Source organism: Pseudomonas putida (assembly GCF_022627325.1).
GTDB lineage: Bacteria > Pseudomonadota > Gammaproteobacteria > Pseudomonadales > Pseudomonadaceae > Aquipseudomonas > Aquipseudomonas putida_X.
The window spans coordinates 274415-300231 of sequence record NZ_JAETZZ010000004.1 but is presented as its reverse complement, the minus strand read 5'-3'; the positions used below and the strand labels follow the sequence as shown (position 1 = coordinate 300231).

Genomic DNA, 25817 nt, shown 5'->3' with positions numbered 1-25817 from the left:
TATCGTCATTGTGCAAAGATTTCCATCAGGCGCCCGGCGATTCGCTCCAGCGGACGGATTTCCACCGCTGCATCGATTGCCGCGGCGGCTTTGGGCATACCGTAGACTGCGCTGCTTGACTGGTCCTGAGCAATGGTCAGGAAACCTTGCTGGCGCATCATTTTCAAGCCTTGGGCACCATCGCGCCCCATGCCGGTGAGCAGCACGCCCACCGCCTGCCCGCGCCAATAGCGCGCCACACTCTCGAAGAACACATCGATCGAGGGCCGGTAGATCTCGTTGACAGGTTCGGCAGTGTAGGCCAACTGGCCGTTGTGCAGCAGGCGTATATGGTGGTTGGTGCCCGCTAGCAGGACCTGCCCAGGCTGCGGCGGTTCGCCTTCACGGGCCAGGCGCACCGGCATGCCACAGGCACTGCCAAGCCACTCGGCCATGCCGGCAGCGAACACTTGGTCAACATGCTGGACTAGCACGATGGATGCCGGAAACCCCTTGGGCAACCCTTTCAACAGTACCTCGAGGGCCGCAGGTCCCCCGGCCGAAGAGCCGATCGCCACCAGGCCGCGGCGCTGGGCGGCGTCGCGTAAAGGCGCGGCGACCGGTTTGGTCGCGCTGGGCCGCTGTTGGCCGATCAACCAGCTGATGTTGAGGATCTTGCGCAGCAACGGGGCCGCTGCCTCACGCGCATCACCCGCGCCGAGCGCCGGGGTGTCGACCACATCCAGGGCCCCGTGGCCCATGGCCTCGAACACGCGGTGCACGTTCTGCTTGCGGTCGACGGTGACGATGACGATGGCACACGGCGTTTCGGCCATGATCTGCCGGGTCGCTTCCACCCCATCCATCACCGGCATGATGAGGTCCATGAGTATCAGGTCGGGCGTTGCCTGGGCACACTGGCGCACGGCCTCGGCGCCATTGCTGGCCACCCAGATCACCTCATGCGCAGGCTCCAGGGCCAGGGCCCGGCGCAACGCTTCTACCGCCAGGGGCATGTCGTTGACGATGGCGATCTTCATCCTTGAGCACCTCCGATCAGTTCGATCACAGCATCGATCAACGCATCGTCGTGGAAGCTGGCTTTTGCCAAATAGTAGTCGGCGCCAGCGTCCAGGCCCCGCCGTCGATCTTCTTCGCGGTCCTTGTACGACACCACCATCACCGGCAGCGACTGCAGGCGCTGGTCACGGCGCACCAATGTGACCAGCTCGATACCGTCCATGCGCGGCATGTCGATGTCGGTGATCAGCAGGTCGAAATCCTCGCTACGCAGTGCATTCCAGCCGTCCATGCCGTCGACCGCCACGGCCACCTCGAAGCCGCGGTTGCTCAGCAGCTTGCGTTGCAGTTCGCGTACGGTGAGCGAGTCGTCGACAACCAGAATGCGCTTGCGGCTGGCGCCACGGCCGGCCTGCACGCCGCGCTCGATGCGCTCCAGGCGGCCGGTGCTGAGCAGCTTCTCGACCGAGCGCAGCACATCTTCGACATCGACGATCAACACCACCGAACCATCGTCCAGCAGCGCCCCCGCAGAAATGTCCTGGACCTTGCCCAGCCGTGCATCGAGCGGCATCACTACCAGCACCCGCTCACCGATCAGCCGCTCCACGGCCACACCGTACAGCTGTTCACGTTCGCGGATCACCACCACCGGCAAACCGCTTTCGTCACCTTGCACGGCGGGCCGGTTGAGCAACTGGCTGGCCGCCACCAGGCCGATATGCCGGCCCTCATGCCAAAAATGCTGCCGCCCCTCGATTTGCACGATCTGCTCGGCCGTCACTTCCAAGGTGCGCTCGATATGCGCCAACGGGAACGCATAAGCCTCACCGCCGACTTCCACCACGAGGCTGCGTACCACCGAAAGCGTCAACGGCACTTCAAGATGGAAACGGCAGCCCTGGCCGGCCTGCTGCGTCAGCTCGATCGAGCCGCGCAGGTCCCGGACCAGATGCTGCACCGCGTCCAGGCCGACACCACGGCCGGAGACTTCGGTCACCTTGTCGCGCATGCTGAAGCCCGGCAGGAACAGGAAGGTCAGCAGCTCCGCCTCGCTCATCTGCGCCACGGTATCGGCCGGGGACAGGCCGCGCTGAACGATACTGCGCTGTAGCTGTTGCAGGTCGATACCGGCGCCGTCATCGCTCAGTTCAAGGACCAACAGGCCGGCGTGATGGGAGGCCCGCAGACGTACTGCACCTTCTGGCGGTTTGCCCGCCAGCAATCTTTGCTCAGGCAGTTCGATACCATGGTCGACTGCATTGCGCAGCAGATGGGTCAGCGGCGCTTCGAGCTTTTCCAGTACATCACGGTCGACCTGGGTCTTTTCACCGTCTATCTGCAGACGCACCTGCTTGCCCAGCGAGCGGCCCAGGTCCCGCACCATACGGCTCTGGCCGGTAAGCACATCGGCGAACGGGCGCATGCGGCAGGCCAAGGCGGTGTCGTACAGCAACTGGGCGCGTTGGCTGGCCTGCCAGCCGAATTCGTCGAGGTCGGCGGTCTGCTGCTGCAGGATCTGCTGGGTTTCCAGCAACAACCGTTGCGTCTGGGCCAGTGCTTCGAGCACCAGCAGGCTCTGGCCGCTGCCTTCCAACTGGGCTTTCAGGCCATCGAGGGCGCGCATGCCTTGGCCGTGCATGCGCTTGAGGCGCTGCAGCGTGGCCAGGTAGGGTTTGAGGCGCTGCGTCTCGACCAGCGACTTGCTCGACAAGTCGAGCAGGCTGTTGAGTCGATCGGCGGTTACCCGCAACACCCGCTCGCCACCTGGTGCGCTGCGTTTGCCTGTTTTGCGCGGCACAAGCGGCTCTGCTTCTGGCTCAGGCTCGGCAGTGATCGGGTCGGCCGCAGCTAATGGTTTGTGCAGCGGCTCCGTGGCAGGCGCAGGTGCACTGGAAGGGCCCAGCAGGCCAGACATCTGGGCCAGAAAACCGGGTACCGCGCTCTCCCCGGCGGGGTCACCGGGTGTGGCGACATGCAGCAGCAGGTCGGTCCCGCGCAGCAAGGCGTCGATATGTTCAGCGCGCAGCAGCAGCCGGCCTTCCTGGGCCGCTACCAGGCAATCTTCCATCACATGGGCCACGCTGACGCCGTCGTCGATGCCAACGATGCGCGCAGCCCCTTTCAACGAGTGCGCAGCACGCATGCAGGCTTCCAGCTGATCGGCCTGGGTCGGGTCACGCTCCAGTGCCATCAGCCCGGTGATGAGCACCTGGGTCTGAGCTTCCGCTTCCAGGCTGAACAGCTCGAGCAACGATGCGTCGCGCATTTGCTCAGGGGTCATGACAGGCTCCGCTGCACGGCAGACAGTAGTTGTTGATCGTTCAGCACACGCACGCTGCGCCCGCGCCACTGCAGTACGGCGGCGGTGAAGGGTGCGCTATCTTCAGTGCCCCCCGGTAGTGTGGGCTCCAGGCGATGAATACCGTCGATCTCGTCCACCGCCAGCACCACTGGCCCGCCTGCCGCCGCCAGAATCAACATGCGCGGCATCGCCCGGCTGCTGTGCGCAGGCTCGGAGAATTGCGCCACCCCCAGCAGTTCGCTCAGCGACAGGCACGGCACCAGTGCGCCACGCACATTGGCCACCCCTTGCAGCACTCGGGAGCGCTGATGCGGTAAGGAATGCACCGGCTGCACCGGGGCGATCTCGGCCAGGCAGGCAGTGGCCAGGGCCAGCCACTCCTCCCCCAGACGAAACAGCAGCAGCGAGCGCCCGACGCAGGGCTCGGCCTGCGCCGCCTCCTGCACATGATCGTCCTGGACCAATGCATAGCGGTCCAGCAGACGGGTAGCGGCCGCCGCATGGATTTCACAGTTGCGACAGTGGATATGCCTTTCCAGCAGCGGGCATTGCTTGTTGCCGTGCACGCCGATCCGGTTCCAGCAATCATCGATACGCTCAACGTCCTCGGCGAGCAGTGCAATCGCGTCTTCAACGCTCATCGTTCAGCCCCCCTGCCAGCGCGTGTCGCGCGCTCCTGCAAGCGGCGGGCGCCTGCTTCGTCGCCTTGGGCCGCCAGCAACATGGCCAGGTGCAGCAGCGCCTCAGGGTGCTGCGGCTCCAGGTACAGGGCTTTGCGGTAGTGAGTCTGGGCTTGCCGGGCATCGCCTTCGGTATCGCTGAGCAGTCCCAGCCAGTAATACACCTGAGCCGTGGGTTCGAACTGTTGCAGGTAGCGCTGGCAATTGGCACGCGCTTGCGCGCCCTCCCCGGCGTTGGCCTGCTTCGCGATCAGGGCCAGCAACTCACTGGCGCTCTCGCGCTGCACGGCTGTGGGCGGGGCAACCGGCACCGAACGCAATGGCCGCAAAATGGGCGCCGGGGCCGGCACGGGACGGCTCGGTGCGAGTGGCACCGGCGGGCTGAGCCGAGGCTGGACTGGCGTCTCCAACGGCTGGCGGACGTAGGCGAACGACTGGGCAATGCCCAGCGGCCGCATCCCCAGCCTTGCCAGCAGGCTACCCTCGGCCGGCCCGATGAACAGCACGCCGTGCTCGTGGGTAAGGCCCTTGAGCACCTCGAAGACTCGCTGCTGGGTCGCCACGTCGAAGTAGATCAGCAAATTGCGGCAGAACACGAAGTCGTAACAGCCGTTACGGCTGCCCAGCGCCGGATCGAGCACGTTGCCCACGGCCAGGTCCACCTGTGCGCGCACCCGCTCATTCAACTCATGGCCCTCGGCAAGCGCATTGAAGTGGCGCTCGCGAAAGGCCAGGTCAGCGCCGCGGAACGAGTTGCGACCGTAGATCGCCTGCACGCCCTTGGCCACCGAGTTGGGGCTGATGTCGATACCGTCGATGCGAAACGCAGCCGGGTTCATCCCCGAATCGAGCAGGGCCATGGCCAGGGAATACGGCTCTTCGCCCGTGGAGCACGGCAGGCTCAGCAAGCGTAGCGGCCGTTCGCCGGCAAGTTCGTGCAGGCGTTTGTGGGCCAGCCCGACCAGCGCGGTAAACGACTCTGGGTAGCGGAAGAACCAGGTCTCCGGGACGATCACCGCTTCGATGAGCGCTTGCTGCTCCTCTGCGGACCGCTGCAAGTACAGCCAATAGTCGTGCAGGTCTTGAGCATTGACCGCGACACAGCGCTGCTGCAGGGCACGCTCGACCATGGGCACGCCAACCGACTCGACATCCAGGCCGATGCGCGCTTGCAGAAAGCGGAAAAACCGTTGCTCGCTCATGCCGACACCTGCCCCGATGCTGGTGGGAACAGCAGTTCGCGCACAGGATCCGACAGCAAGTCATCGACCTCGATACGCTGCAGCAGGCCATCGGCGTCCTGGCGAACCGGGCCCAGGTAACGCGCGTCGGGGTTGTCCAGCCCATAGGGCTGAAACTCCTCGGCGAGGCAGCGCAAGGTCTCGGTAGCCTGTTCGAGGATCAGCCCCAACTGATGCTCGCCGCGATAGTGCACCAGCACCAGCCGTGTGCTGGTGCGCGCAGTGGCAGGCTGGCCGAAACTCAGGGCCGACAGGTCGACCACCGGCACCAGCACGCCTCGATGGGCGACAATCCCAGCAACCCAGGCCGGCGCCTGGGCGATCGGCTTGAGTGGCCGGCGCGGCAGCACCTCGATCACCTCGCGCACATCCAGGGCGAAGCGTTGCTCGCTGAGACGAAACAGCAGGTACAGCTTGCCCTTGGCGCTGGCCGTTACTGCCGCATGCGAGTACAGGTCACTCATGGCGGTCAGACTTTGAAGCGCGATACACCACCGCGCAGGCCCGCGGCCACCTGGCTCAACTCGTCGATGGCGAAGCTGGCCTGGCGCAGCGATTCCACCGTCTGTGTGCTGGCATCGCTGAGCTGAGCCAGTGCCTGGTTGATCTGCTCGGCCCCCGTAGCCTGGGCCTGCATGCCTTCGTTGACCATCAACACCCGTGGCGCCAGCGCCTGTACCTGATGAATGATCTGGCTCAGTTGCTCGCCCACTTGCTGCACTTCGAACATGCCTCGGCGTACTTCTTCGGAAAACTTGTCCATGCCCATCACCCCTGCCGATACCGCCGACTGGATTTCCCGCACCATCTGCTCGATGTCGTAGGTGGCCACAGCCGTCTGGTCCGCCAGGCGCCTTACTTCGGTGGCTACCACGGCAAAGCCGCGCCCATACTCGCCGGCTTTTTCCGCTTCGATGGCAGCATTGAGCGAGAGCAGGTTGGTCTGGTCGGCGACCTTGACGATGGTCACCACCATCTGCGTGATGTTGCTGGCCTTTTCGTTGAGAATCGCCAGCTTGGCATTGACCAGGTCGGCTGCACCCATGACCTGGTGCATGGTGTCTTCCATGCGCGCCAGGCCTTGCTGGCCGGAACCGGCCAGGCTCGAGGCCTGGTCGGCGGCACTGGTGACTTCGGTCATGGTGCGCACCAGATCGCGCGAGGTGGCGGCGATTTCACGCGAAGTGGCACCAATTTCCGTGGTAGTAGCAGCGGTTTCGGTGGCGGTGGCCTGCTGTTGCTTGGACGTGGCGGCAATTTCGGTGACCGATGTGGTCACCTGCACCGAAGAACGCTGAGCCTGGGACACCAGCTTGGCCAGCGCCTCGGCCATCTCGTTGAAGCCGCTTTCGATGGCGCCGAACTCGTCCTTGCGCTCCAGGCTCAGGCGCATGCTCAAGTCGCCCGAGCGCAGCTTGTCGAGGGCGTGCACCACGCGCTGCACCGGGGCGGTGATGGCGCGCATCAGCAGCAGGCCGCAGATGCCCGCTGCGATGATTGCCAACAACAGCGAAACGATCATGCTGCCTTTGGCAGTGCTCACGGCACCGACGATCTGGTGGTTAGCGGTGTCAGCGGCTTCGCGGTTGTACTCGATCATCGTGTTGAGATGATTACGGCCTTGCGACCAGACCGGTGCCAGCACGTCCTTGATCAAGCGCTCTGCCTCGGCATAATCACGCTGACGGTAGGCTTCGATCACCTGGCCGATGATTTGGGTATAGTCCGCCTCCATCTGGATGAAGCTGTCGAAATGGGCCTGGTCGTCCTTTTCGTGAATGGTGCCTTGGTAGCTGGCCAGATATTGCTTGAGGCGTTCGTCGAAGCTTTTGAACAGCTCCATGTCGGCGGCTGTGATCTCGCGGTGGTCGGACAACCCCACCAACTGCTGGCTGGTGACATAGCTGTCGACCCAGGCACTGCGGATCATCGAGCTGTAGTAGACCCCGGGGATGCTGTCAGTACCCACTGCCTCCTCGGCACTTTCGATCGCCACCAGCCGCGAGTAAGCAGCTACGACCATCAGCAACATGATGGCGATGATCACGGCGAAACTTGCCAGGATCCGTTGGCGCAAGGTCCAGTTCTTCACATTCAGCCCTCAGGAATTCACAACGAGCGGGAAAAATCGCCGAAGTATAGCCCAGGCTTCCTACGCTTAGGCGGCTGAATATACGGGGTAATCAGGCATCCCTGCCTTGAGATCAGATCATGTGCACGTCATTGACCTGCGGCGGCAAGGCGGGCCTGGCTTTCCAGTTCCTGACGCAAGGCTGGGTCCAGGCGAAGCTGGCGGGCCAGTTCGTCCAGGTATGCACGCTCCATGAAGTTCTCCTGATCGACCATCATCAGGCTGGCCAGGTACATCTCGGCAGCCATCTCTGGTGTTTGTGCGGCGCGCGCGACTTCGGCCGGGTCCAGCGGTTTGTTCAGCTCGGCGTGCAACCAGTGCTGCAGTTCACGGTCGCTGTCCAGGCGGGTGAATTCGCCTTCGATCAACGCACGCTCACGGTCATCGATGTGACCATCGGATTTGGCCGCTGCCACCAACGCCCGCAGTACCGCCTGGCTGTGCTGCTCGACCTGGGCCGGGGGCAGGCGATCGAGGGTTTGCGGTTCGGCCCCCTGCCCTGCGCCCTGACGGGCCTGCCAGTTGCCATAGGCCTTGTAGGCCAGCACACCGAGCGCGGCGAGGCCACCGTAGGTGATCACTTTGCCCCCGTACTTGCGCGCCTTCTTGTTGCCCAACAGCAAGCCCAGGGCGCCGGCACCCAGCGCCCCGCCCCCAGCGCCGGACAACAGGCTGCCCAGGCCGCCTGAGCCTGCGGCCGGCTTGCTTGCGCCGCCCTGTTTGTTCAGCAGTTCCTGGCCGGATTTGAGCAGTTGATCGAGCAGACCCCGAGTATTCATTGGCATGGCTCCACGCTGCGGAAAATGACGTTCAGAGTAAGGCCTGCAGGGACCGGGGCCACCCGTGGATTTGCTTCCGGATGTTGCATCGGTAGGCAAAAAGCCAACTAGACTCGATTTCGCCACAAGCGCTTTACACCTATGACGATCGCTCCACTGCTTGCTTGATGACTGCCCCGACCAAGCTCTACAAAAGAGGGAACACCATGTCAGCGCACAAAACCGCATTGCTCGGCGCCGTGACCGGCGCACTGCTGGCCAGTGCAGGCCTGCAGGCTGCCGAGTTGCCCAAGGCCCTCGGTGCCGGCGAAGGCCGGCTGGATATCGTCGCCTGGCCCGGTTATATCGAGCGCGGCGAGAGCGACAAGGCCTATGACTGGGTCACAGGCTTCGAAAAGCAAACCGGGTGCAAGGTCAGCGTCAAGACCGCAGCCACCTCCGATGAAATGGTCAGCCTGATGAACAAGGGCGGTTACGACCTGGTCACCGCCTCCGGCGATGCCTCGCTGCGCCTGATCGCCGGCAAGAAGGTGCAGCCGATCAATACCGCGCTGATTCCCAACTGGAAAAACCTCGACCCGCGCCTGCAGGACGGTGGCTGGTACGTGGTCGACAAACAGGTCTACGGTACCCCGTACCAGTGGGGGCCGAATGTACTGCTGTACAACACCAACACCTTCAAGCAGCCCCCAACCAGTTGGAGCGTGGTATTCGAACCACAGGACCTGCCCGACGGCAAACCGAACAAGGGCCGCGTTCAGGCCTATGACGGGCCCATCTACATTGCCGACGCGGCGTTGTACCTGAAGTCGGCCAAGCCCGAACTGGGCATTCAGGACCCCTATGAACTGAATGAAGCACAGTACAAGGCAGTGCTCGAACTGCTGCGCCAGCAGCAACCGCTGATCCACCGCTACTGGCATGACGCCACGGTGCAGATGAGCGATGTGAAGAACGAAGGCGTGGTCGCCTCCAGTTCCTGGGGCTACATGGTCAACAGCCTCAAGGCGGACAACCAGCCGGTGGCCTCCACCCTGCCCAAGGAAGGTGCCACCGGCTGGGCCGACACCACCATGCTGCATAGCGAGGCCAAGCACCCCAACTGCGCCTATAAATGGATGGACTGGTCGCTGCAGCCAAAGGTGCAGGGTGACGTGGCGGCCTGGTTCGGCTCATTGCCAGCAGTACCTGCGGCCTGCAACGGCAATGCACTGCTGGGGCCCGAGGGCTGCAAGACCAATGGCTTCGACAACTTCGACAAAATCGCCTTCTGGAAAACCCCGCAGGCACAGGGCGGCAAGTTCGTGCCGTACAGCCGCTGGACCCAGGATTACATTGCGATAATGGGCGGGCGCTAGCGCCCCCGGAGCATCGTGGCATTGCCTGAAGGAACAAGGGCCGCCCGGTTTCTCCAGCAGCGGCCTTGTGTCGCCAAAGGGGCGCAAAGCGCCCCAGCTTCAACCTGGAGCCCTTTATGCCCCTAGCCGTCCAGTTCACCCAGGTGTCGCGCACCTTCGGTGAGGTCAAGGCCGTTGACCAGGTCAGCATCGACATCATCGATGGTGAGTTCTTCTCGATGCTCGGCCCCTCAGGCTCGGGCAAGACCACCTGCCTGCGCCTCATAGCCGGTTTCGAGCAGCCCGACAGCGGCTCGATCCGCATCCATGGCGTCGAAGCCGCTGGCGTGCCGCCCTACCAGCGCGACGTCAATACCGTATTCCAGGACTACGCACTGTTCCCGCACATGAACGTGCGCGACAACATCGCCTATGGCCTGAAGGTCAAAGGCATAGCCAAGGCCGAACGCCATGCCCGCGCCGAAGAGGCCCTGGCGATGGTAGCCCTGGCAGGCTACGGTGAGCGCAAACCGGCACAGCTTTCCGGCGGCCAGCGCCAGCGTGTTGCCTTGGCCCGCGCCCTGGTCAATCGGCCGCGGGTGCTGCTGCTCGACGAGCCGCTCGGCGCCCTCGACCTGAAACTGCGCGAACAGATGCAGGGCGAATTGAAAAAGCTGCAGCGCCAGCTGGGTATCACCTTCATTTTCGTCACCCATGACCAGACCGAAGCGCTGTCGATGTCGGACCGGGTAGCGGTGTTCAACCGCGGCCGTATTGAACAGGTCGATGCACCGCGCACGCTGTACATGAAACCGGCTACCACCTTCGTCGCCCAGTTCGTCGGCACCTCCAACGTGGTGCGCGGCGATCTGGCTCAGCACCTGAGCGGCAGCCGGACGCCGTTCTCCATTCGCCCCGAGCATATTCGCCTGCTCGGCCAGCCCGAGGCCGGCCGCGATGTACAGGTCAGCGGCCTGCTGCGTGATATCCAGTACCAAGGCAGTGCCACCCGCTATGAAGTGCAGCTGGACAGCGGCCAATCGCTGGCGGTCAGCCAGGCCAACGACCGCTGGCACGACCAGCCACACCCCCTGCAACCCGGCCAACGGGTACAGGCCCACTGGCCACGTGAAGCGATGACGGTGCTGCAGGAAACTGTCCTGACCGAGGGCCAGTGACATGAGCCTGGCCCTGAGCCCGTCACGCAGGTTTTCCAACCTGCTCTACCGCCGCCCCAACCTGTACCTGCTGTTACTGCTGACCCCACCGCTGACCTGGTTCGGCGCGATCTACCTAGGGTCGCTGCTCAACCTTTTGTGGCAAGGCTTTTACACGTTCGACGACTTCACCATGGCAGTCACCCCGCAACTGACCCTGGGCAACTTCGCCGCGCTGTTCAACCCGTCGAACTTCGACATCATCCTGCGCACCTTGGCCATGGCCGTGGCAGTCTCGCTGGCCTGCGCCATGCTGGCTTTCCCCATCGCCTATTACATGGCGCGCTACACCCGCGGCAAGACCCGGGCATTCTTCTATATCGCCGTAATGCTGCCGATGTGGGCCAGCTACATCGTCAAGACCTACGCATGGACCCTGCTGCTGGCCAAGGGGGGTGTGGCTCAGTGGTTCATCCAGCAGTTGCACCTCGAAGGCCTGCTGCAGGCCCTCCTGACCTTGCCTGCGGTGGGTGGCAGCACGCTGTCGACCTCGCACCTCGGGCGCTTTCTGGTGTTCGTGTACATCTGGCTGCCGTTCATGATCCTGCCCGTGCAGGCGTCGCTGGAGCGCCTGCCGCCTTCACTGCTGCAGGCATCGGCAGACCTTGGCGCACGGCCGGCGCAGACCTTCACCCAAGTGATCCTGCCATTGTCGATACCCGGCATCGCGGCCGGCTCGATCTTTACCTTCTCGCTGACCCTGGGCGACTTCATCGTGCCGCAACTGGTCGGCCCGCCCGGCTACTTCATCGGCAGCATGGTCTACGCCCAGCAAGGCGCGATCGGCAACATGCCGATGGCCGCGGCGTTCACCCTGGTGCCGATCGTGCTGATCGCGGTGTACCTGTCCATCGTCAAGCGCCTGGGGGCCTTCGATGCACTCTGAAAAAGCGTCCACAGGCCTGCGCCTGGCGGCTTGGGGCGGGTTACTGTTCCTGCACTTCCCGATCCTCATCATCTTCGTGTACGCCTTCAACACCGAAGAGGCGGCGTTCAGCTTCCCGCCCAAAGGCTTCACCCTGAAATGGATCGCCGTCGCCTTCGCCCGGCCGGACGTGCTCGAAGCCATCAAGCTGTCGCTGCAGGTGGCCAGCCTGGCCACGCTCATCGCGCTCGTGCTCGGCACCCTGGCCTCGGCGGCACTGTACCGGCGCAGCTTCTTCGGCAAGGAGAGCATCTCGCTGATGCTGATCTTGCCGATCGCCCTGCCCGGCATCATTACCGGCATCGCCCTGTTGTCGGCGTTCAAGACCCTGGGTATCGAGCCTGGCCTGTTCACCATCGTGGTCGGCCACGCCACCTTCTGTGTGGTGATCGTCTACAACAACGTGATTGCCCGCCTACGGCGCACCTCGCAAAGCCTGATCGAGGCCTCGATGGACTTGGGAGCCGATGGCTGGCAGACCTTCCGCTACATCATCCTGCCCAACCTGGGCTCGGCGCTGCTGGCCGGCGGCATGCTGGCCTTCGCCCTGTCGTTCGACGAGATCATCGTCACCACTTTCACTGCCGGGAACGAGCGCACCCTGCCAATCTGGCTGCTCAACCAACTCAGCCGCCCGCGCGACGTGCCGGTGACCAACGTGGTTGCCATGCTGGTGATGCTGGTGACCATGCTGCCGATCCTCGGCGCCTATTACCTGACCCGCGGCGGTGAAAGCGTTGCGGGCAGCGGCAAATGACCCACAAGGAGCCCCCGATGCAAACCAACATGCTGATCAACGGTCGCCTGGTCGCAGGCGATGGCCCGGCCTGGACCGTGCTCAACCCCGCCGAAGGCAGTGCCTTGGCACAGATCAACGAAGCCACCGAGGCCCAGGTCGATACGGCAGTGCGCGCCGCCGACCAGGCCTTCGACAGCTGGTCGCAGACCAGCCCGAAAGAGCGCTCGCTGGCCCTGCTGGCGCTGGCCGACACGATCGAGGCGCATGCCGATGAGCTGGCCAGGCTGGAGTCGCAGAATTGCGGCAAACCGTTCGCTGCGGCCCTGAACGACGAGATACCGGCCATCGCCGACGTGTTCCGCTATTTTGCCGGCGCCGCCCGTTGCCTCGGTGGCTCGGCGGCTGGTGAATACCTGCCCGGGCACACGTCGATGATCCGCCGCGACCCGCTGGGCGTAGTGGCCTCGATCGCCCCCTGGAACTACCCGCTGATGATGCTGGCGTGGAAGATCGCCCCCGCCTTGGCGGCTGGCAATACCGTGGTCATCAAGCCGTCCGAACTCACCCCGCTGACCGCCCTGCGCCTCGGCGAACTGGCCAAGAACCTACTGCCGGCCGGCGTGCTCAACATCCTCTTCGGCCGCGGCCAGACGGTGGGCAGCCCACTGGTGACCCACGCCAAGGTGCGTATGGTCTCGCTGACCGGTTCGATCCCCACCGGCGCGCACATCATCGGCGCCACGGCGGGCAGCGTTAAACGCATGCACATGGAGCTGGGCGGCAAGGCGCCGGTGCTGGTGTTCGACGATGCCGACATCGATGCCGCCATCGACGGCATCCGCACCTTCGGTTTCTACAACGCAGGGCAGGACTGCACTGCGGCCTGCCGCCTGTATGTGCAGGCGGGCATCTACGAACGCTTCGTCGAACGCCTCGGCAAAGCCGTGGCCAGCCTTAAAACCGGCCTGCAGGATGCCGAGGACACCGAACTCGGCCCGCTGATCAGCGCTCAGCACCGTGACAAGGTAGCCGGCCTGGTCGGGCGCGCCATCGCCCAGCCGCACATTCGCCTGGTCACCGGAGGCAAGGCACTACCGGGGGAGGGTTTCTTCTTCGAGCCAACAGTGCTGGCGGATGCGCTGCAGGATGACGAGATCGTGCGTCACGAGGTGTTTGGCCCAGTGGTGTCGGTAACACGCTTCACTGACGAAGCGCAGGCGCTGGAATGGGCCAACGACTCAGAGTACGGCCTGGCTTCGTCGGTGTGGACCCGCGACACCGGCCGCGCCCACCGCCTGGCGGCGCGGTTGCAGTATGGCTGCACCTGGGTCAATACCCACTTCATGCTGGTCAGCGAAATGCCCCATGGCGGGCAGAAGCATTCGGGGTATGGCAAGGACATGTCGATGTATGGGCTGGAGGATTACACCTGCGTGCGGCATGTGATGATCAAGCACTGAACGTGCTGTGAAGCTACCGGCCTCTGCTGAGACAAGTCAGCAAGGAGGCCGGTACAAAGTGGCGATCGTCCTCGCATGGATACCTAGGGCCTTTCCTTCAGCATGGTCCCTATCTCCTACAGTCCGGCTGTCGAGGAGGCCGTTGATGACACTTCGAAACCTGTGAACGCCTTGGCCGTGAGCCGCACAAGACCTATTCGGCGAAGCTGAATCTGCGCCTTGAGCCCACCCTTCACGCCAGCGTGGCCGCAAAGGCCGAGCTGGCGGAAAAAAGCACCAATCAGTGGGTCAGCGATAGGCTGCGCAAGGCCGCTTACAGCTGAGGGGGTCAATCAGTCGCGCAGATCCGACTCATGTATCGGATTTGCCCGGCTGGTAGCCCGTTGATACTGCGCCGGCCATGTAGCCCTGTTACCGCCCAGGTCATCATCGGCATGCAACGGCCAGTAAGGGTCGCGCAGCAGCTCGCGCGCCAGGAAGATCAGGTCGGCCTGCCCGGTGCGCAGGATGTGTTCAGCCTGGGCCGGTTCGGTGATCATGCCCACCGTGCCGGTAGCGATTTCCGATTCCTTGCGTACACGCTCGGCGAAACGGGTCTGGTAGCCGGGGCCGGTGGGGATTTCCGCATTCATCGAAGTACCGCCGGAGGACACGTCGATCAGGTCGACCCCGAGCACACGTAGCCGGCGGGCCAGTTCCACGGTTTCGTCCGGGTTCCAGCCGTCCTCTACCCAGTCGGTCGCCGACACACGCACGAACAGCGGCAGTTCCTGCGGCCAGACCTTACGCACCGCCTCGGTCACCTGCAGCGTCAGGCGGATGCGGTTTTCGAAGCAACTGCCATATTCATCGCGGCGCTGGTTGCTCAGCGGCGAGAGGAACTGGTGCAGCAGGTAGCCATGGGCGGCGTGGATTTCGACCACTTTGAAGCCCGCTTGCAACGCGCGTTCGGTGGCTTTGACAAACTCGGCTACCACATCCTGGATCTCGTCCTTGCTCAACTCACGTGGCGCCGTGTGTTCAGGGTCGAAGGCAATTTTCGACGGCCCCACCGGCTGCCAGCCTCCTTCTTCGATTTTGACGCTGCCATGCTTGCCCAGCCAAGGGCGGTAGGTGCTGGCCTTGCGCCCGGCGTGGGCCAGCTGGATGCCCGGCACAGCGCCCTGGGCAGTGATGAACCGCGTAATGCGCTGCAATGGGGCGATCTGATCATCGGTCCACAGCCCAAGGTCCTCGGCAGTGATGCGGCCCTCGGCGGTCACGGCTACCGCTTCGGTGATGACCAGCCCGGCGCCACCGACGGCGCGGCTGCCCAGATGAACGAGGTGCCAGTCGTTGGCCAGGCCATCGACGGCTGAATACTGGCACATCGGCGAGACGGCGATGCGGTTGGGCAACGTCAGCTGACGCAGGGTGTAAGGCTCGAGCAGCAGGCTCATGAGGGCACCTCCCAAGGACTCCAATGGTGATCCGGCCCGGGCATTCAAGTGCACATCCCTGGCCCGGTGCCGGTCATTAATCAGACTAGACCAGATTGGTGGGGGGGAAGGTTCCCTCAGATTGCTGACTGCTCCGACGCGCGCACCAGATATTTCCTACACATATGAGCTAGCGATACTTACATCAGGAAAATATCCTACGAATCTTGTCGACTCGCGGCTGATTGTCCCTGGAAACCCCACCCTTTAGGCTTCTTGCGTCGCTGATGTTTGGCGTCCGGGAGTGGAATCCTGTCAATTACTGAGTTGCTGTCGTCATGGCAGTTGTGCGCGGGAGGCCGCAAAGCCTACCGGGTTTACTCGTAGCCTGGATTCCACACCGCGTACAACTGCCACCCATCCGTGTGGAATCGGACAGGTCGGTCAATCAGTAACCTTACGAGTCGTTCACTATGAAAAAACTAGTCCCCGATCCACCGCACCATTTCGATCTTCCCTCCGACAAGACCCTGACCAACGCCGTGAACGAAGGCATCGTGCCAATCGATCACGTGTTGATGAATGTCACCCATTACCTGATGCTCGCTTACAACCATTGCCATCGAGTCCTCGATGCCGTCGAAGATGACAGCTCCCGGGAATCGCTTGTGAATGGGCTGCGTGCCCTGCAGATTGCCTGGGGCCAAGCGGATGCGCTGTCATTGGCCTTGGAGCGTACTACTACCCTGCATTGAGGTTGGATCCACTGGCCTCTTCGCGGGTAACCCCGCAGCCACCGGGGCATCCCAATCCTCAAAACTTGCAGATGACCTGTGGGAGCTTGCCCAAAAAGAGGCCAGAACAAGCAATCGAGAAACTTCGGGAGGGAATTCGATGACCACAGACGACACCCACTTTACTGTCGGGAAGACCACCTTCTTTCAAGGTGAACACCAGACTCACCCACTGTTCCGCATCGAGCCAGGGATTCCCTGCCGCGATGCCCGTGAGCAGGCCTCGGAATTGATGGGTTATGTACGAGAGCTGACCATCATCGGCCTGATGGATGAAAAACCGATGATGATCTGGGCATCCCACTACCTCAGTGCCATGGCCAAGGCACTGATGGATGATGCCGAGTTAGGCATGACAGGCTAACTTTCTTCGGATGGCTAAAGTGTCAGGGAGCCTAGGTCTTGACCTTTAGGTTTACGGCGCCAGGGCAATCGAGCGCCGCCCCTCAAAGACAAGTCAGGCACCTGCAGGCTCCTCAGCGCGGCTCCATATGCGCAATCATCAACTGCACACTTTCGTTTCCGCGGAACTCGTTCACATCCAGCTTGTACGCCAGCTCCACCCAGCGCACGGTCGGGTTGGGCCACACTTCGCGGTCAATGCCAAAGGCGATGCCGTCCAGACGAACCGAGCCACATTCGCTCTTGAGCACCACCTTCAAATGCCGCTCGCCGACCACACGCTGCTCGACCAACTGAAACACGCCATGGAACAGTGGTTCGGGGAAGTGTTGCCCCCAAGGCCCGGCATTACGCAGGGCCTTGGCCAGGTCCAGGTGAAATTCCTCCACCGCCAGGCTGCCGTCCGAAAGCAGACGGCCGGTCAAATCGTCTTCGCGCAACTGGCGACGGACTTCTTCATCGAACGCTTCGGCGAACGCCGGGAAATGACTTTCGGGCAACGACAGGCCTGCAGCCATGGCATGGCCGCCAAACTTGCTGATCAACTGCGGATGGCGCGCCGCCACTGCATCCAGCGCATCGCGGATATGGAACCCCGGCACCGAACGTGCGGAGCCCTTGAGCATGCCGTCGCCAGCATCGGCAAAGGCGATGGTCGGGCGGTGGTAACGCTCCTTCAGGCGCGAGGCAAGAATGCCGATCACACCTTGGTGCCATTCGGCATCGAACAGGCACAGGCCGTACGGCATGGCCTCGACCGGCAAATCCTTGAGCTGGGCCAACGCTTCGCGCTGCATGCCCTGCTCGATCGACTTGCGGTCCTGGTTCAGGCCATCGAGCTGCTGCGCCATGTCCTGGGCCAGCGCCTCGTCCTCGCACAACAGGCACTCGATACCCAGGCTCATGTCGTCCAGGCGCCCGGCGGCATTGAGCCGCGGGCCTAAAATGAAGCCCAGGTCGGTGGAGGTGATACGCCGGTGGTCGCGACGTGCCACCTCCAGAATCGCCTTCAGCCCCGGCCGTGCCCGGCCGGCGCGGATGCGCTCAAGGCCTTGGTGCACCAGAATGCGGTTGTTGGCATCCAGCGGCACCACGTCGGCAACGCTGCCCAGCGCGACCAGGTCGAGCAGTTCACCGATGTTCGGTTGTGGTTTTGTTTCGTAGCGCCCCAGGCTGCGCAGGCGGGCGCGCAAGGCCATCAGCACATAGAAGATCACCCCGACGCCGGCCAGCGACTTGCTCGGGAAGCCGCAACCTGGCTGGTTCGGGTTGACGATGGCGTCGGCGTCCGGCAACTGCTGGCCTGGCAGGTGGTGGTCGGTGACCAGCACTTTGAGCCCGGCCGCTTTGGCTGCCGCCACACCCTCGACACTGGAAATGCCGTTATCGACCGTGATCAGCAAGTGTGGCTGGCGCTGCAGCGCCACCTCGACGATCTCTGGCGTCAGGCCGTAGCCATATTCGAAACGGTTGGGCACCAGGTAGTCGACATGGGCTGCCCCCAGCAGGCGCAGCCCGAGTACGCCGACCGTACTGGCGGTGGCGCCGTCGGCATCGAAGTCGCCGACGATGATGATGCGCTGGCGCTGGTCGAGCGCTTCGACCAGCAAGTCTACCGCGGCATCAATGCCTTTTAGCTGCTGGTACGGCAACAGCCTCGCCAGGCTCTTGTCCAGCTCTGCCTCAGATTGCACGCCACGGGCGGCATACAGTCGGGTCAGCAAGGGTGGCAGGTTACCGAGAAACGGCAGTGTCGGCGGCAGCGGGCGGGGTTCGATACGCATGGGTCGGTTGGCTCAGCCACGCTCACCGAGCAGCCACTGCAGCTGCACTTCGTGCTGGCCACGGTCATCAGTGACGAACACCGTGCCTTCGCTGATCATCACGTCCCACTTGATGCTGCGCGGCATGTCCGTGGCCAGCACTTCGAGCACCTCTTGCGGTACAGCGGCGATGTTCAGGTTTTTCAGGTTCTTGACCGCGCCCACCACCTTGGACTCCCATACCCGCAAGCTGCCGTAGGCCAACAGGCTGGTGCGCTCGGTACGGCGCGAACACCAGGTCAGGCGATCAGCGTCAGGCTGGCCCACTTCGATCCAGTGCAGCACGCGGTCGTCCAGGCTCTTCTCCCACAGGGCAGGCTCGTCGACATCCGACAGGCCGCGGCCGAACGACAGATTCTCGTTGTACCAAAGTGCGTAGGCCAATAGCCGCACGGCCATGCGCTCCTCGGTTTCCGAAGGATGACGGGCGATGGTCTGCTTGACGCTTTCGTACACGCCGCGATCGAGATCGGTCAGATTCAGTTCGAATTTGTAGGTGGTGGACGGCTGGGCCATGGTCGACGGGCTTCTTGCGCAAAGAAAAGTCACACAGTCTACCCGATCCTGCTCTTCGTTGCGCCGCAGCAGTATCTGCCGCCAACGACCTATGATAAAACCACGCCTCTGCCCATTCGCCCCGGATGCCCCATGCCTACACCGAGCAAACCCCTCGCCGGCCTGAAAGTGATCGAGCTTGGCACCCTGATCGCTGGCCCGTTCGCCTCGCGCATCTGCGCCGAGTTCGGGGCCGAGGTAATCAAGGTCGAGTCGCCCGACGGCGGTGATCCGCTACGTAAATGGCGCAAGCTGTACGAAGGTACGTCGCTGTGGTGGTTCGTGCAGGCGCGCAACAAGCAGTCGCTGACCCTGAACCTCAAGCACCCCGATGGCCGCGAGGTCCTCAAGCGGCTGCTGGCCGAGGCCGATATTCTCATCGAGAACTTCCGCCCGGGCGTGCTGGAAAAGCTCGGCCTGGGCTGGGATGTGCTGCACGAGCTCAACCCGAAACTGGTGATGGTGCGCCTCTCAGGCTTCGGCCAGACCGGGCCGATGAAGGATCAGCCAGGCTTCGGCGCCGTGGGCGAGTCGATGGGTGGCCTGCGCTACATCACCGGCTTCGATGACCGCCCACCGGTACGCACCGGCATCTCCATCGGCGATTCGATCGCGGCATTGTGGGGCGTGATCGGCGCACTGATGGCGCTGCGTCACCGCGAAGTCAACGGCGGCCAGGGCCAGGTAGTGGACGTGGCGCTGTACGAGGCAATCTTCGCCATGATGGAAAGCATGGTCCCGGAGTTCGATGTGTTTGGCTTCATTCGCGAACGCACCGGCAACATCATGCCAGGCATCACGCCCTCCTCCATCCACACCAGCGCCGACGGCAAGCACGTGCAGATCGGTGCCAATGGCGATGCGATCTTCAAACGCTTCATGCAGGCCATCGGCCGTCACGACCTGGCCGACGACCCGACGCTGGCCAGCAATGATGGCCGCGATGCACGGCGTGACGAGCTGTATGGCGTTATCGACCGCTGGGCCAACAGCTTGCCGCTGGAGCAGCTGATGCAGACGTTGACCGTCGCCGATGTTCCGGCCAGCCGCATCTATTCGGCGCAAGACATGTTCAGCGACCCGCAGTACCTGGCCCGCGAAATGTTCCTGCAGGCCCGCCTGCCAGACGGTAAAGCGTTCAAGATGCCAGGCATCGTACCCAAGCTGTCCGAGACACCCGGCTCGGCCGAGTGGGTGGGCCCGGCGCTAGGCGAACACACAGATGCCCTGCTTGGCACCCTGGGGTATGACGCCGCCGCCATCGCCCGTTTGCGCCAGGCCGGCGCGGTCTGAGGTCGCCTCCACCCGTGCGCGCGCGCCTGTCCCTGCTGTGCGGGCTGCTGCTCGCCATGGTCATCGCGCCAGTGCAGGCCAAGGAACGCCTGCTATGGCTGGTCCGCGACCTGCCGCCTTTCACCATCCTGGAGGGTGCGGCCAAAGGCCAAGGTGCGATCGACCGGATGCTGGCGCTGCTGATCGAGCAGATGCCCGAATACGACCACGACATCGTGCGCGTCACTCGGGCGCGCGGCATACAGATGCTGCAGGACCCTGCCAGCTTCACCTGCGATCCGACGTTATTGTGGACACCGGAGCGCGCGAAGTTCGTGCACTTCTCCAAACCGGCGCTGGGGGCGATGAGCGGTGGCCTGGTCGTGCGCAAGCAAGCCGGACCGCTGCTGGCACCGTTTCTGGATGGCGCGCAGATCGATCTCAGGCGCTTGTTGAGCGATACGCAACTGAAGCTCGGCATCGTCGCCGGGCGCAGCTACAGCACCCAGATCGATGCGATCCTGCACCCGCTTCCCGACTCGGTTTTCAGCCGCCACTATGGTAACGATGCTACTGCCAATCTACTGCAGATGCAGCGCCTCGGGCGCCTGCAACTGGTGCTCGGCTACTGGCCGGAAGTGCGCTACCTGATCCAGCAACAAGGCGGCTCGCTCGATGACTATCAGTTTCACCCGATACAAGGCGTGGACCGCTTTCAGTTCCTGCATGTGGGCTGCTCCGATACGCCATCGGGGCGCGCAGCCGTCGCGCATATAGACCAACTGCTGTCCGCGCTGCGCCAGGACACCCTTCCAGCGCTCTATGCCAGGTGGCTGGACCCGGAGTTCCAGACAGAGTACCTGGAGCAGAGCAGGCATTTTTTCGAGGGGCGCTAAAAAAGAAACCCCGGGACGCTGGGGAGGACGCCCGGGGCCAATCGAAAGTCCTCATGGACTTCCCGTGACAACCCGCCATCACCGGAGCTGTGTGCTGGCTGGCTGCCCTACTGTGTCTGATGCGCCACTCAGGCAAAGGTTCCCGCAGGTTGTTGGCGTTGCTGCAAAGCCGCGATGACACAGGGTTGCAGGCGCCCCTCGGCGATCTGCAGGTCACGGTGAAGGCCATCGACCAGGTCGATCAGCAGGCGCTGCTCCTGTAACTGGCGTTGGCTGACCGTTCGGCGCAAGGTCATGCCACCGAGGCTGTCGACAACGGTGAGTTGCCGATTACCACTGGCATCGGCGGCGCCAAGCTGGGTCTGATAAGGGCTCAGTGCATCATTAAGCAGTCTGCAGATTCTTTCCATCCGGATCACTCGCTGCGTGGTGGTCTATGAAGAAACTGACCAGCAAGCGCAGCGGAAAGTTCGTTACGCTTGAGCTGTTTCAATCAGCATGCGTGGGGGATGTGAACGTTTGAATACGCTGCAAGGCCTGTTGCCAGCGCCGCACCGGCAGCGGCCACGGCAAATCGGCCAGCACCCAGAGGCCACGCTCGCGTGCTTGCTCGGCTAGGTTGGGACGGTGCTCGCTGGCACAGCCGACAAAAAGCAAGGCGCGTGAACAGCGGTTGCGCTGCAGACGTTCGAGCAGGGCCTGGCCGCCTTTCATCGAATGGTCGAGGATCAGCAGGTCTGCACCGCGCTTGCGTGCAAGGCAGGTATTGAGGTCAAGCAGATCATGGGTGATGCGCACGTCGAACACGCCCAGGGCATTGCACGCCTGATGCAGGAGAATCTGGTGGGAAGGCCGAGCCTGGTGAATCAACACGTAGGGCTGATGCATGAGCCACTCCTGAGGGAAGGACGGGCCACTGTATGCAGCGCTTAACGCGTTTTACATAGGAAAAATCTGAATAAAACCAGGGAAAAGTCTAAAAGCGGGGCCGCGCAGCGGCCCCCTTCATCACGATTAAAGCGGCTTGCCGCGGTTACCGTGCTGGCTGACGAAGGCCTGGACGGCCTTGAGGTCGTTGGCCAAAACCGTGCAGCGCTCCTCACGGCCGAACAGGTCGCTCAGGTGCGCAGGCAGCTCCAGCGCCTTGCCGACGCCCGCCTTCTCCACGGCCTCCGGGAACTTGACCGGGTGCGCGGTGCCCAGCACCACCATCGGGGTATCCAGGCTGCGACGGCATTCGCGCGCGGCCTTCACGCCGATCGCGGTATGCGGGTCGAGTACTTCACCTGTGCTGGCGAAGACCTCGGCGATGGTCTGGCAGGTCTGCTCGTCGCTGACGGCCAGCGAATCGAACAGCTTGCGCGCCTCGGTCCAGCGGTCCTGGTCGACGCTGAAACCGCCACCCTGCTTGAAGTTGGCCATCAATTCGCCGATAGCCGCGCCGTTGCGACCATGGAGGTCGAACAACAAGCGCTCGAAGTTGGACGAGACCATGATGTCCATCGACGGCGACAAGGTCGCGTGCAGGGTTTCCTTGACGTACTGGTTGCCGCTCATGAAGCGGTGCAGGATGTCGTTGCGGTTGGTGGCAACCACCAGCTGGCTGACCGGCAGGCCCATGTTGCGTGCCAGGTAACCGGCGAAGATGTCGCCAAAGTTGCCGGTCGGCACCGAGAACGCCACCGAACGCGCCGGGCCGCCGAGCTGCAGGGCAGCGTGGAAGTAGTAAACGATCTGGGCCATGATCCGCGCCCAGTTGATCGAGTTGACCGCGACCAGGCGGGTGCCTTTGAGGAACGATTGGTCGGCGAAGCTGGCCTTGACCATCTCCTGGCAGTCATCGAAGTTGCCTTCGATGGCGATGTTGTGGATGTTGTCGCCGAAGATGGTGGTCATCTGGCGGCGCTGAACTTCCGACACGCGCTGGTGCGGGTGAAGGATGAAGATGTCGACGTTGTCGCAGCGGCGGCAGCCTTCGATCGCGGCAGAGCCGGTGTCGCCGCTGGTCGCGCCGATGATCACCACGCGCTCGTTGCGCTTGGCCAGCACGTGATCGAGCAGGCGCCCGAGCAGCTGCAGGGCGAAGTCCTTGAAGGCCAGCGTCGGCCCGTGGAACAACTCAAGAACCCACTCGTTGCTGTTCAGCTGGCGCAGCGGAGCGACCGCGGCGTGGGCGAACTCGCCGTAGGTCTCTTCCAGGATCTTCTTGAAGTCGGCGTCGGCAATGCTGCCCTCGACGAACGGGCGCATCACACGGAAAGCCAGCTCGTGATACGGCAGGCCCGCCCAGGAAGCGATTTCTTCCTGGGTGAAGCGTGGGAGGTTCTCTGGCACGTACAGGCCGCCATCGCTGGCCAGGCCAGCCAGCAGGACGTCTTCGAAATTCAGGGCCGGTGCCTGGCCGCGGGTGCTGATATAGCGCATATGCAAACCTTCGGTTTGAGCGGCAAGCTGCGAGTTGCAAGAAAAAGCCGATCGGCATTTCTCTTACGCCCTGCACTGCCCTTGCCGCAAATTTAAACTGTTAAAAGCCTCAACACCGAACTGCTTTTTCTTGCAGCTTGCAGCTTGAAGCTTGCCGCTTAGTTGAGCTGTTCGACGCGGATGCGCACGACCTTGCCGACCACGTCCTGCAAGGCTTCCAGTGCAACGATGGCGTCGTTGATGCTCTTTTCGACCACACGGTGGGTCAGCAGAATCATCGGCACCAGGCCGTCCTGTTCCTCGGCTTCCTTCTGCATGATCGACTCGATGTTGATGCCACGCTCCGAGAGGATGCTCGCCACCTGGGCCAGCACGCCCGGGTGATCCTTGGCCTGGATACGCAGGTAGTAGGCGCTCTGGCAGGCGTCGATCGGCAGGATAGGGTGCGCCGACAGCGAATCCGGCTGGAAGGCCAGGTGCGGTACGCGGTTTTCAGGGTCGCTGGTCATGGCGCGGACAACGTCGACCAGGTCGGCGACCACCGAGGAGGCGGTGGGCTCCATGCCGGCGCCGGCGCCGTAGTAAAGGGTGGAGCCTGCGGCATCGCCATTGACCATCACGGCGTTCATCACGCCATTGACGTTGGCGATAAGACGGTCGCTCGGGATCAGCGTCGGGTGCACGCGCAGCTCGATGCCTTCTGCAGTGCGGCGGGCCACACCCAGGTGCTTGATGCGGTAGCCCAGGGCTTCGGCGTAGTTCACATCGGCGGTGGTCAGCTGGGTGATGCCTTCGGTGTAGGCCTTGTCGAACTGCAGCGGGATACCAAAGGCGATGGATGCCAGGATGGTCAGCTTGTGCGCGGCATCGATACCTTCGACGTCGAAAGTCGGGTCGGCTTCGGCATAACCCAGCGCCTGCGCTTCGGCCAGCACGTCGGGGAAGGCGCGGCCTTTTTCACGCATCTCGGTGAGGATGAAGTTGCCGGTGCCGTTGATGATCCCGGCCAGCCAGTTGATGCGGTTGGCCGACAGGCCTTCGCGGATCGCCTTGATCACCGGGATGCCACCTGCCACTGCGGCTTCGAAGGCGACGATCACGCCCTTCTCACGGGCCTTGGCGAAGATTTCGTTGCCGTGTACGGCGATCAGCGCCTTGTTGGCGGTGACCACGTGCTTGCCGTTGTCGATGGCCTTGAGCACCAGGTCGCGGGCGATGGTGTAGCCACCGATCAGCTCGATGACAATGTCGATCTCCGGGTTGCTCGCAACGTCGAACACATCAGCGGTAATGGGGGTACCGGTAATCTGGCAGTTCGGGTTAGGCGAGCGCATGGCGATCTGTGCCACTTCAATACCGCGCCCGGCACGGCGGGCAATCTCCTCGGCGTTGCGCTGAAGTACATTGAAGGTTCCGCCACCGACGGTCCCCAACCCACAGATGCCTACTTTGACCGGTTTCACTGTGAACTCCCCATTGAACGGCCGGCACCTGCGCCGACCGTGAAACATGCCGTCACCCCATGACGACGGCGTACTGAATGATTTACTTGGCGGCCTGCTGTTGGCCGGCCAGGGCCAGTTTGGCCACTTGCGGTGCCGGTTGATAACCTGGAATCACCTGGCCATTTTCGAGCACGATCGCCGGCGTGCCGTTGACGCCGATCGACTGGCCCAACTGGAACTGCTTGCCGACCGGGTTGGTGCATTTGGCGGCTTTGATTTCCTTGCCGTCGATCATCTTGTCCAGCGCTGCGCGGCGGTCACTGGAGCACCACACGGCCTGCAGCTGCTCGTCACCCGGCGAACCGAGCCCCTGGCGCGGGAAGGCGACATAGCGCACTTCGATACCGCGACGGTTGAGCTCTGGCACTTCGGCGTGCAGCTTGTGGCAATACGGGCAGGTGGTGTCGGTGAATACGGTGATGTGCGACTTGGTCTGGCCCTTTGCAGGATAAACCACCATCTCGGCGGCTGGAATGCCATTGATGAGCTTGGCGACCCCTTGGCGTTCGGTCTTCTCGGTCAGGTTGACCGGCTTGCCGTCCTGGATCTGGTACAGGTAGCCCTGCATGACGAACTGGCCATCGGCGCTGGCGTACAGCACACGGCCGCCCTGCAGCTTGACTTCATACAGGCCGTTGAGCGGGCTGCTGGCCACGCTCTCGACCGGCACCTCCAGCTCAAGGTTCTGCAACGACTTGCGAATCGCCTGCTCGGCAGCGGCATTGCTGTCGGTCGCCGCGGCAACGGCAAAGGTACTGGCCAGCGCCAACGCGGCGGCGGCGAAAATCTGGGTCACGCGCATGGGAACTCCTGAAGGCGGACAGGGGCCGAGGGGCGTCACCTGCGGAAAAACGCGGCGACCGTGCGGCCCTTGGTGCAAACCGCCCAAGCCTACCACAACACGCTACCGGTGAA

Annotated in this window: 23 protein-coding genes and 3 pseudogenes; 10 read left to right on the top strand and 16 right to left on the bottom strand. The window is 63.2% G+C overall.

Going from position 1 to position 25817, the window contains the following annotated elements; translation table 11 throughout:
• Positions 1-5 precede the first annotated feature (5 nt).
• From JNA92_RS08980 to JNA92_RS08950, 8 genes and pseudogenes are all read right to left on the bottom strand, one after another.
• Entirely contained in the window at positions 6-1019 is a 1014-nt protein-coding gene (locus JNA92_RS08980; RefSeq protein WP_241804361.1) for a chemotaxis response regulator protein-glutamate methylesterase, read from the bottom strand.
• Positions 1016-3283 (bottom strand): hybrid sensor histidine kinase/response regulator, encoded by a 2268-nt coding sequence (locus tag JNA92_RS08975; protein WP_241804360.1) that lies wholly within the window; start codon positions 3281-3283, stop codon positions 1016-1018. Before JNA92_RS08975 ends, JNA92_RS08980 begins: the two co-directional genes overlap by 4 nt.
• The gene (locus JNA92_RS08970) at positions 3280-3945 is read right to left on the bottom strand and encodes a chemotaxis protein CheW (protein WP_241804359.1); all 666 of its coding nucleotides are present in this window, start codon (positions 3943-3945) and stop codon (positions 3280-3282) included. Before JNA92_RS08970 ends, JNA92_RS08975 begins: the two co-directional genes overlap by 4 nt.
• Complete coding sequence (locus JNA92_RS08965) at positions 3942-5186, bottom strand: CheR family methyltransferase (RefSeq protein ID WP_241804358.1); 1245 nt, start codon at positions 5184-5186, stop codon at positions 3942-3944. Before JNA92_RS08965 ends, JNA92_RS08970 begins: the two co-directional genes overlap by 4 nt.
• Entirely contained in the window at positions 5183-5689 is a 507-nt protein-coding gene (locus tag JNA92_RS08960; protein WP_241804357.1) for a chemotaxis protein CheW, read from the bottom strand. The genes JNA92_RS08965 and JNA92_RS08960 overlap by 4 nt, the downstream gene beginning before the upstream one ends.
• 5 nt (positions 5690-5694) lie before the next feature.
• A pseudogene (locus JNA92_RS08955) lies at positions 5695-6867 on the bottom strand (methyl-accepting chemotaxis protein); the annotation flags it as partial.
• Positions 6841-7257, bottom strand: a pseudogene (locus tag JNA92_RS26060) (MCP four helix bundle domain-containing protein); the annotation flags it as partial. The pseudogenes JNA92_RS08955 and JNA92_RS26060, both read right to left, overlap by 27 nt.
• A gap of 188 nt (positions 7258-7445) precedes the next feature.
• Positions 7446-8135 carry a tellurite resistance TerB family protein gene (locus JNA92_RS08950; protein WP_241804355.1) on the bottom strand — a complete coding sequence of 230 codons (690 nt, stop codon included), beginning with the start codon at positions 8133-8135 and terminating at the stop codon, positions 7446-7448.
• Positions 8136-8341: 206 nt separating this feature from the next.
• On the opposite strand from JNA92_RS08950, the gene ydcS reads away from it, so the two are divergent.
• The 6 genes and pseudogenes from ydcS to JNA92_RS08920 all read left to right on the top strand — a co-directional run.
• On the top strand, positions 8342-9493 hold the full coding sequence (gene ydcS / locus JNA92_RS08945) for a putative ABC transporter substrate-binding protein YdcS (RefSeq protein ID WP_241804354.1): 1152 nt from the start codon (positions 8342-8344) through the stop codon (positions 9491-9493).
• 116 nt (positions 9494-9609) lie between these two features.
• Complete coding sequence (locus tag JNA92_RS08940) at positions 9610-10650, top strand: ABC transporter ATP-binding protein (protein WP_241804353.1); 1041 nt, start codon at positions 9610-9612, stop codon at positions 10648-10650.
• Position 10651: 1 nt separating this feature from the next.
• Positions 10652-11575 (top strand): ABC transporter permease, encoded by a 924-nt coding sequence (locus tag JNA92_RS08935; protein ID WP_241804352.1) that lies wholly within the window; start codon positions 10652-10654, stop codon positions 11573-11575.
• Complete coding sequence (locus JNA92_RS08930) at positions 11565-12371, top strand: ABC transporter permease (RefSeq protein WP_241804351.1); 807 nt, start codon at positions 11565-11567, stop codon at positions 12369-12371. Before JNA92_RS08935 ends, JNA92_RS08930 begins: the two co-directional genes overlap by 11 nt.
• A gap of 17 nt (positions 12372-12388) precedes the next feature.
• Complete coding sequence (locus JNA92_RS08925; RefSeq protein ID WP_241804350.1) at positions 12389-13813, top strand: gamma-aminobutyraldehyde dehydrogenase; 1425 nt, start codon at positions 12389-12391, stop codon at positions 13811-13813.
• A gap of 126 nt (positions 13814-13939) precedes the next feature.
• Positions 13940-14136, top strand: a pseudogene (locus JNA92_RS08920) (toxin-antitoxin system HicB family antitoxin); the annotation flags it as partial.
• Positions 14137-14145: 9 nt separating this feature from the next.
• On the opposite strand, the gene JNA92_RS08915 reads toward JNA92_RS08920, so the two are convergent.
• Positions 14146-15252: an NADH:flavin oxidoreductase/NADH oxidase gene (locus tag JNA92_RS08915; RefSeq protein ID WP_241804349.1), complete on the bottom strand. Its 1107-nt coding sequence runs from the start codon at positions 15250-15252 to the stop codon at positions 14146-14148.
• Between the two features lie 452 nt (positions 15253-15704).
• On the opposite strand from JNA92_RS08915, the gene JNA92_RS08910 reads away from it, so the two are divergent.
• Both JNA92_RS08910 and JNA92_RS08905 read left to right on the top strand, forming a co-directional pair.
• The gene (locus tag JNA92_RS08910) at positions 15705-15986 is read left to right on the top strand and encodes a hypothetical protein (protein ID WP_241804348.1); all 282 of its coding nucleotides are present in this window, start codon (positions 15705-15707) and stop codon (positions 15984-15986) included.
• A gap of 139 nt (positions 15987-16125) precedes the next feature.
• The gene (locus tag JNA92_RS08905) at positions 16126-16389 is read left to right on the top strand and encodes a DUF3077 domain-containing protein (protein ID WP_115274004.1); all 264 of its coding nucleotides are present in this window, start codon (positions 16126-16128) and stop codon (positions 16387-16389) included.
• A gap of 112 nt (positions 16390-16501) precedes the next feature.
• Here JNA92_RS08905 and recJ read toward each other — a convergent pair whose 3' ends face one another.
• Both recJ and JNA92_RS08895 read right to left on the bottom strand, forming a co-directional pair.
• Positions 16502-18211 (bottom strand): single-stranded-DNA-specific exonuclease RecJ, encoded by a 1710-nt coding sequence (gene recJ, locus JNA92_RS08900; RefSeq protein ID WP_241804347.1) that lies wholly within the window; start codon positions 18209-18211, stop codon positions 16502-16504.
• A gap of 12 nt (positions 18212-18223) precedes the next feature.
• On the bottom strand, positions 18224-18766 hold the full coding sequence (locus JNA92_RS08895) for a YaeQ family protein (RefSeq protein WP_046784361.1): 543 nt from the start codon (positions 18764-18766) through the stop codon (positions 18224-18226).
• 132 nt (positions 18767-18898) lie between these two features.
• Here JNA92_RS08895 and JNA92_RS08890 point away from each other — a divergent pair, with 132 nt between their 5' ends.
• On the top strand, positions 18899-20098 hold the full coding sequence (locus JNA92_RS08890; RefSeq protein WP_241804346.1) for a CaiB/BaiF CoA transferase family protein: 1200 nt from the start codon (positions 18899-18901) through the stop codon (positions 20096-20098).
• 14 nt (positions 20099-20112) lie between these two features.
• Positions 20113-20973 (top strand): TIGR02285 family protein, encoded by an 861-nt coding sequence (locus JNA92_RS08885; RefSeq protein ID WP_241804345.1) that lies wholly within the window; start codon positions 20113-20115, stop codon positions 20971-20973.
• A gap of 128 nt (positions 20974-21101) precedes the next feature.
• On the opposite strand, the gene JNA92_RS08880 is transcribed toward JNA92_RS08885, so the two are convergent.
• From JNA92_RS08880 to dsbC, 5 genes are all read right to left on the bottom strand, one after another.
• Positions 21102-21383, bottom strand: coding sequence for a DUF3509 domain-containing protein (locus JNA92_RS08880; RefSeq protein WP_241804344.1), 282 nt, complete (start codon positions 21381-21383; stop codon positions 21102-21104).
• A 79-nt stretch (positions 21384-21462) separates the two neighbouring features.
• Positions 21463-21861, bottom strand: coding sequence for a histidine kinase (locus JNA92_RS08875; protein ID WP_241804343.1), 399 nt, complete (start codon positions 21859-21861; stop codon positions 21463-21465).
• A gap of 126 nt (positions 21862-21987) precedes the next feature.
• A complete protein-coding gene (thrC, locus tag JNA92_RS08870; protein WP_241804342.1) occupies positions 21988-23397 on the bottom strand; it encodes a threonine synthase in 1410 nt (469 codons plus the stop codon).
• 158 nt (positions 23398-23555) lie between these two features.
• Positions 23556-24860 carry a homoserine dehydrogenase gene (locus JNA92_RS08865; RefSeq protein ID WP_241804341.1) on the bottom strand — a complete coding sequence of 435 codons (1305 nt, stop codon included), beginning with the start codon at positions 24858-24860 and terminating at the stop codon, positions 23556-23558.
• Positions 24861-24942: 82 nt separating this feature from the next.
• A complete protein-coding gene (gene dsbC / locus JNA92_RS08860; protein ID WP_241804340.1) occupies positions 24943-25704 on the bottom strand; it encodes a bifunctional protein-disulfide isomerase/oxidoreductase DsbC in 762 nt (253 codons plus the stop codon).
• Positions 25705-25817 lie beyond the last annotated feature (113 nt).

Excerpts from the sequence above, each read along its gene's own strand:
- JNA92_RS08980 (WP_241804361.1), bottom strand. The coding sequence starts at position 1,019 with ATGAAGATCGCCATCGTCAACGACATGCCCCTGGCGGTAGAAGCGTTG.
- JNA92_RS08975 (WP_241804360.1), bottom strand. The coding sequence starts at position 3,283 with ATGACCCCTGAGCAAATGCGCGACGCATCGTTGCTCGAGCTGTTCAGC.
- JNA92_RS08970 (WP_241804359.1), bottom strand. The coding sequence starts at position 3,945 with ATGAGCGTTGAAGACGCGATTGCACTGCTCGCCGAGGACGTTGAGCGT.
- JNA92_RS08965 (WP_241804358.1), bottom strand. The coding sequence starts at position 5,186 with ATGAGCGAGCAACGGTTTTTCCGCTTTCTGCAAGCGCGCATCGGCCTG.
- JNA92_RS08960 (WP_241804357.1), bottom strand. The coding sequence starts at position 5,689 with ATGAGTGACCTGTACTCGCATGCGGCAGTAACGGCCAGCGCCAAGGGC.
- JNA92_RS08950 (WP_241804355.1), bottom strand. The coding sequence starts at position 8,135 with ATGAATACTCGGGGTCTGCTCGATCAACTGCTCAAATCCGGCCAGGAA.
- ydcS (WP_241804354.1), top strand. The coding sequence starts at position 8,342 with ATGTCAGCGCACAAAACCGCATTGCTCGGCGCCGTGACCGGCGCACTG.
- JNA92_RS08940 (WP_241804353.1), top strand. The coding sequence starts at position 9,610 with ATGCCCCTAGCCGTCCAGTTCACCCAGGTGTCGCGCACCTTCGGTGAG.
- JNA92_RS08935 (WP_241804352.1), top strand. The coding sequence starts at position 10,652 with ATGAGCCTGGCCCTGAGCCCGTCACGCAGGTTTTCCAACCTGCTCTAC.
- JNA92_RS08930 (WP_241804351.1), top strand. The coding sequence starts at position 11,565 with ATGCACTCTGAAAAAGCGTCCACAGGCCTGCGCCTGGCGGCTTGGGGC.
- JNA92_RS08925 (WP_241804350.1), top strand. The coding sequence starts at position 12,389 with ATGCAAACCAACATGCTGATCAACGGTCGCCTGGTCGCAGGCGATGGC.
- JNA92_RS08915 (WP_241804349.1), bottom strand. The coding sequence starts at position 15,252 with ATGAGCCTGCTGCTCGAGCCTTACACCCTGCGTCAGCTGACGTTGCCC.
- JNA92_RS08910 (WP_241804348.1), top strand. The coding sequence starts at position 15,705 with ATGAAAAAACTAGTCCCCGATCCACCGCACCATTTCGATCTTCCCTCC.
- JNA92_RS08905 (WP_115274004.1), top strand. The coding sequence starts at position 16,126 with ATGACCACAGACGACACCCACTTTACTGTCGGGAAGACCACCTTCTTT.
- recJ (WP_241804347.1), bottom strand. The coding sequence starts at position 18,211 with ATGCGTATCGAACCCCGCCCGCTGCCGCCGACACTGCCGTTTCTCGGT.
- JNA92_RS08895 (WP_046784361.1), bottom strand. The coding sequence starts at position 18,766 with ATGGCCCAGCCGTCCACCACCTACAAATTCGAACTGAATCTGACCGAT.
- JNA92_RS08890 (WP_241804346.1), top strand. The coding sequence starts at position 18,899 with ATGCCTACACCGAGCAAACCCCTCGCCGGCCTGAAAGTGATCGAGCTT.
- JNA92_RS08880 (WP_241804344.1), bottom strand. The coding sequence starts at position 21,383 with ATGGAAAGAATCTGCAGACTGCTTAATGATGCACTGAGCCCTTATCAG.
- JNA92_RS08875 (WP_241804343.1), bottom strand. The coding sequence starts at position 21,861 with ATGCATCAGCCCTACGTGTTGATTCACCAGGCTCGGCCTTCCCACCAG.
- thrC (WP_241804342.1), bottom strand. The coding sequence starts at position 23,397 with ATGCGCTATATCAGCACCCGCGGCCAGGCACCGGCCCTGAATTTCGAA.
- dsbC (WP_241804340.1), bottom strand. The coding sequence starts at position 25,704 with ATGCGCGTGACCCAGATTTTCGCCGCCGCCGCGTTGGCGCTGGCCAGT.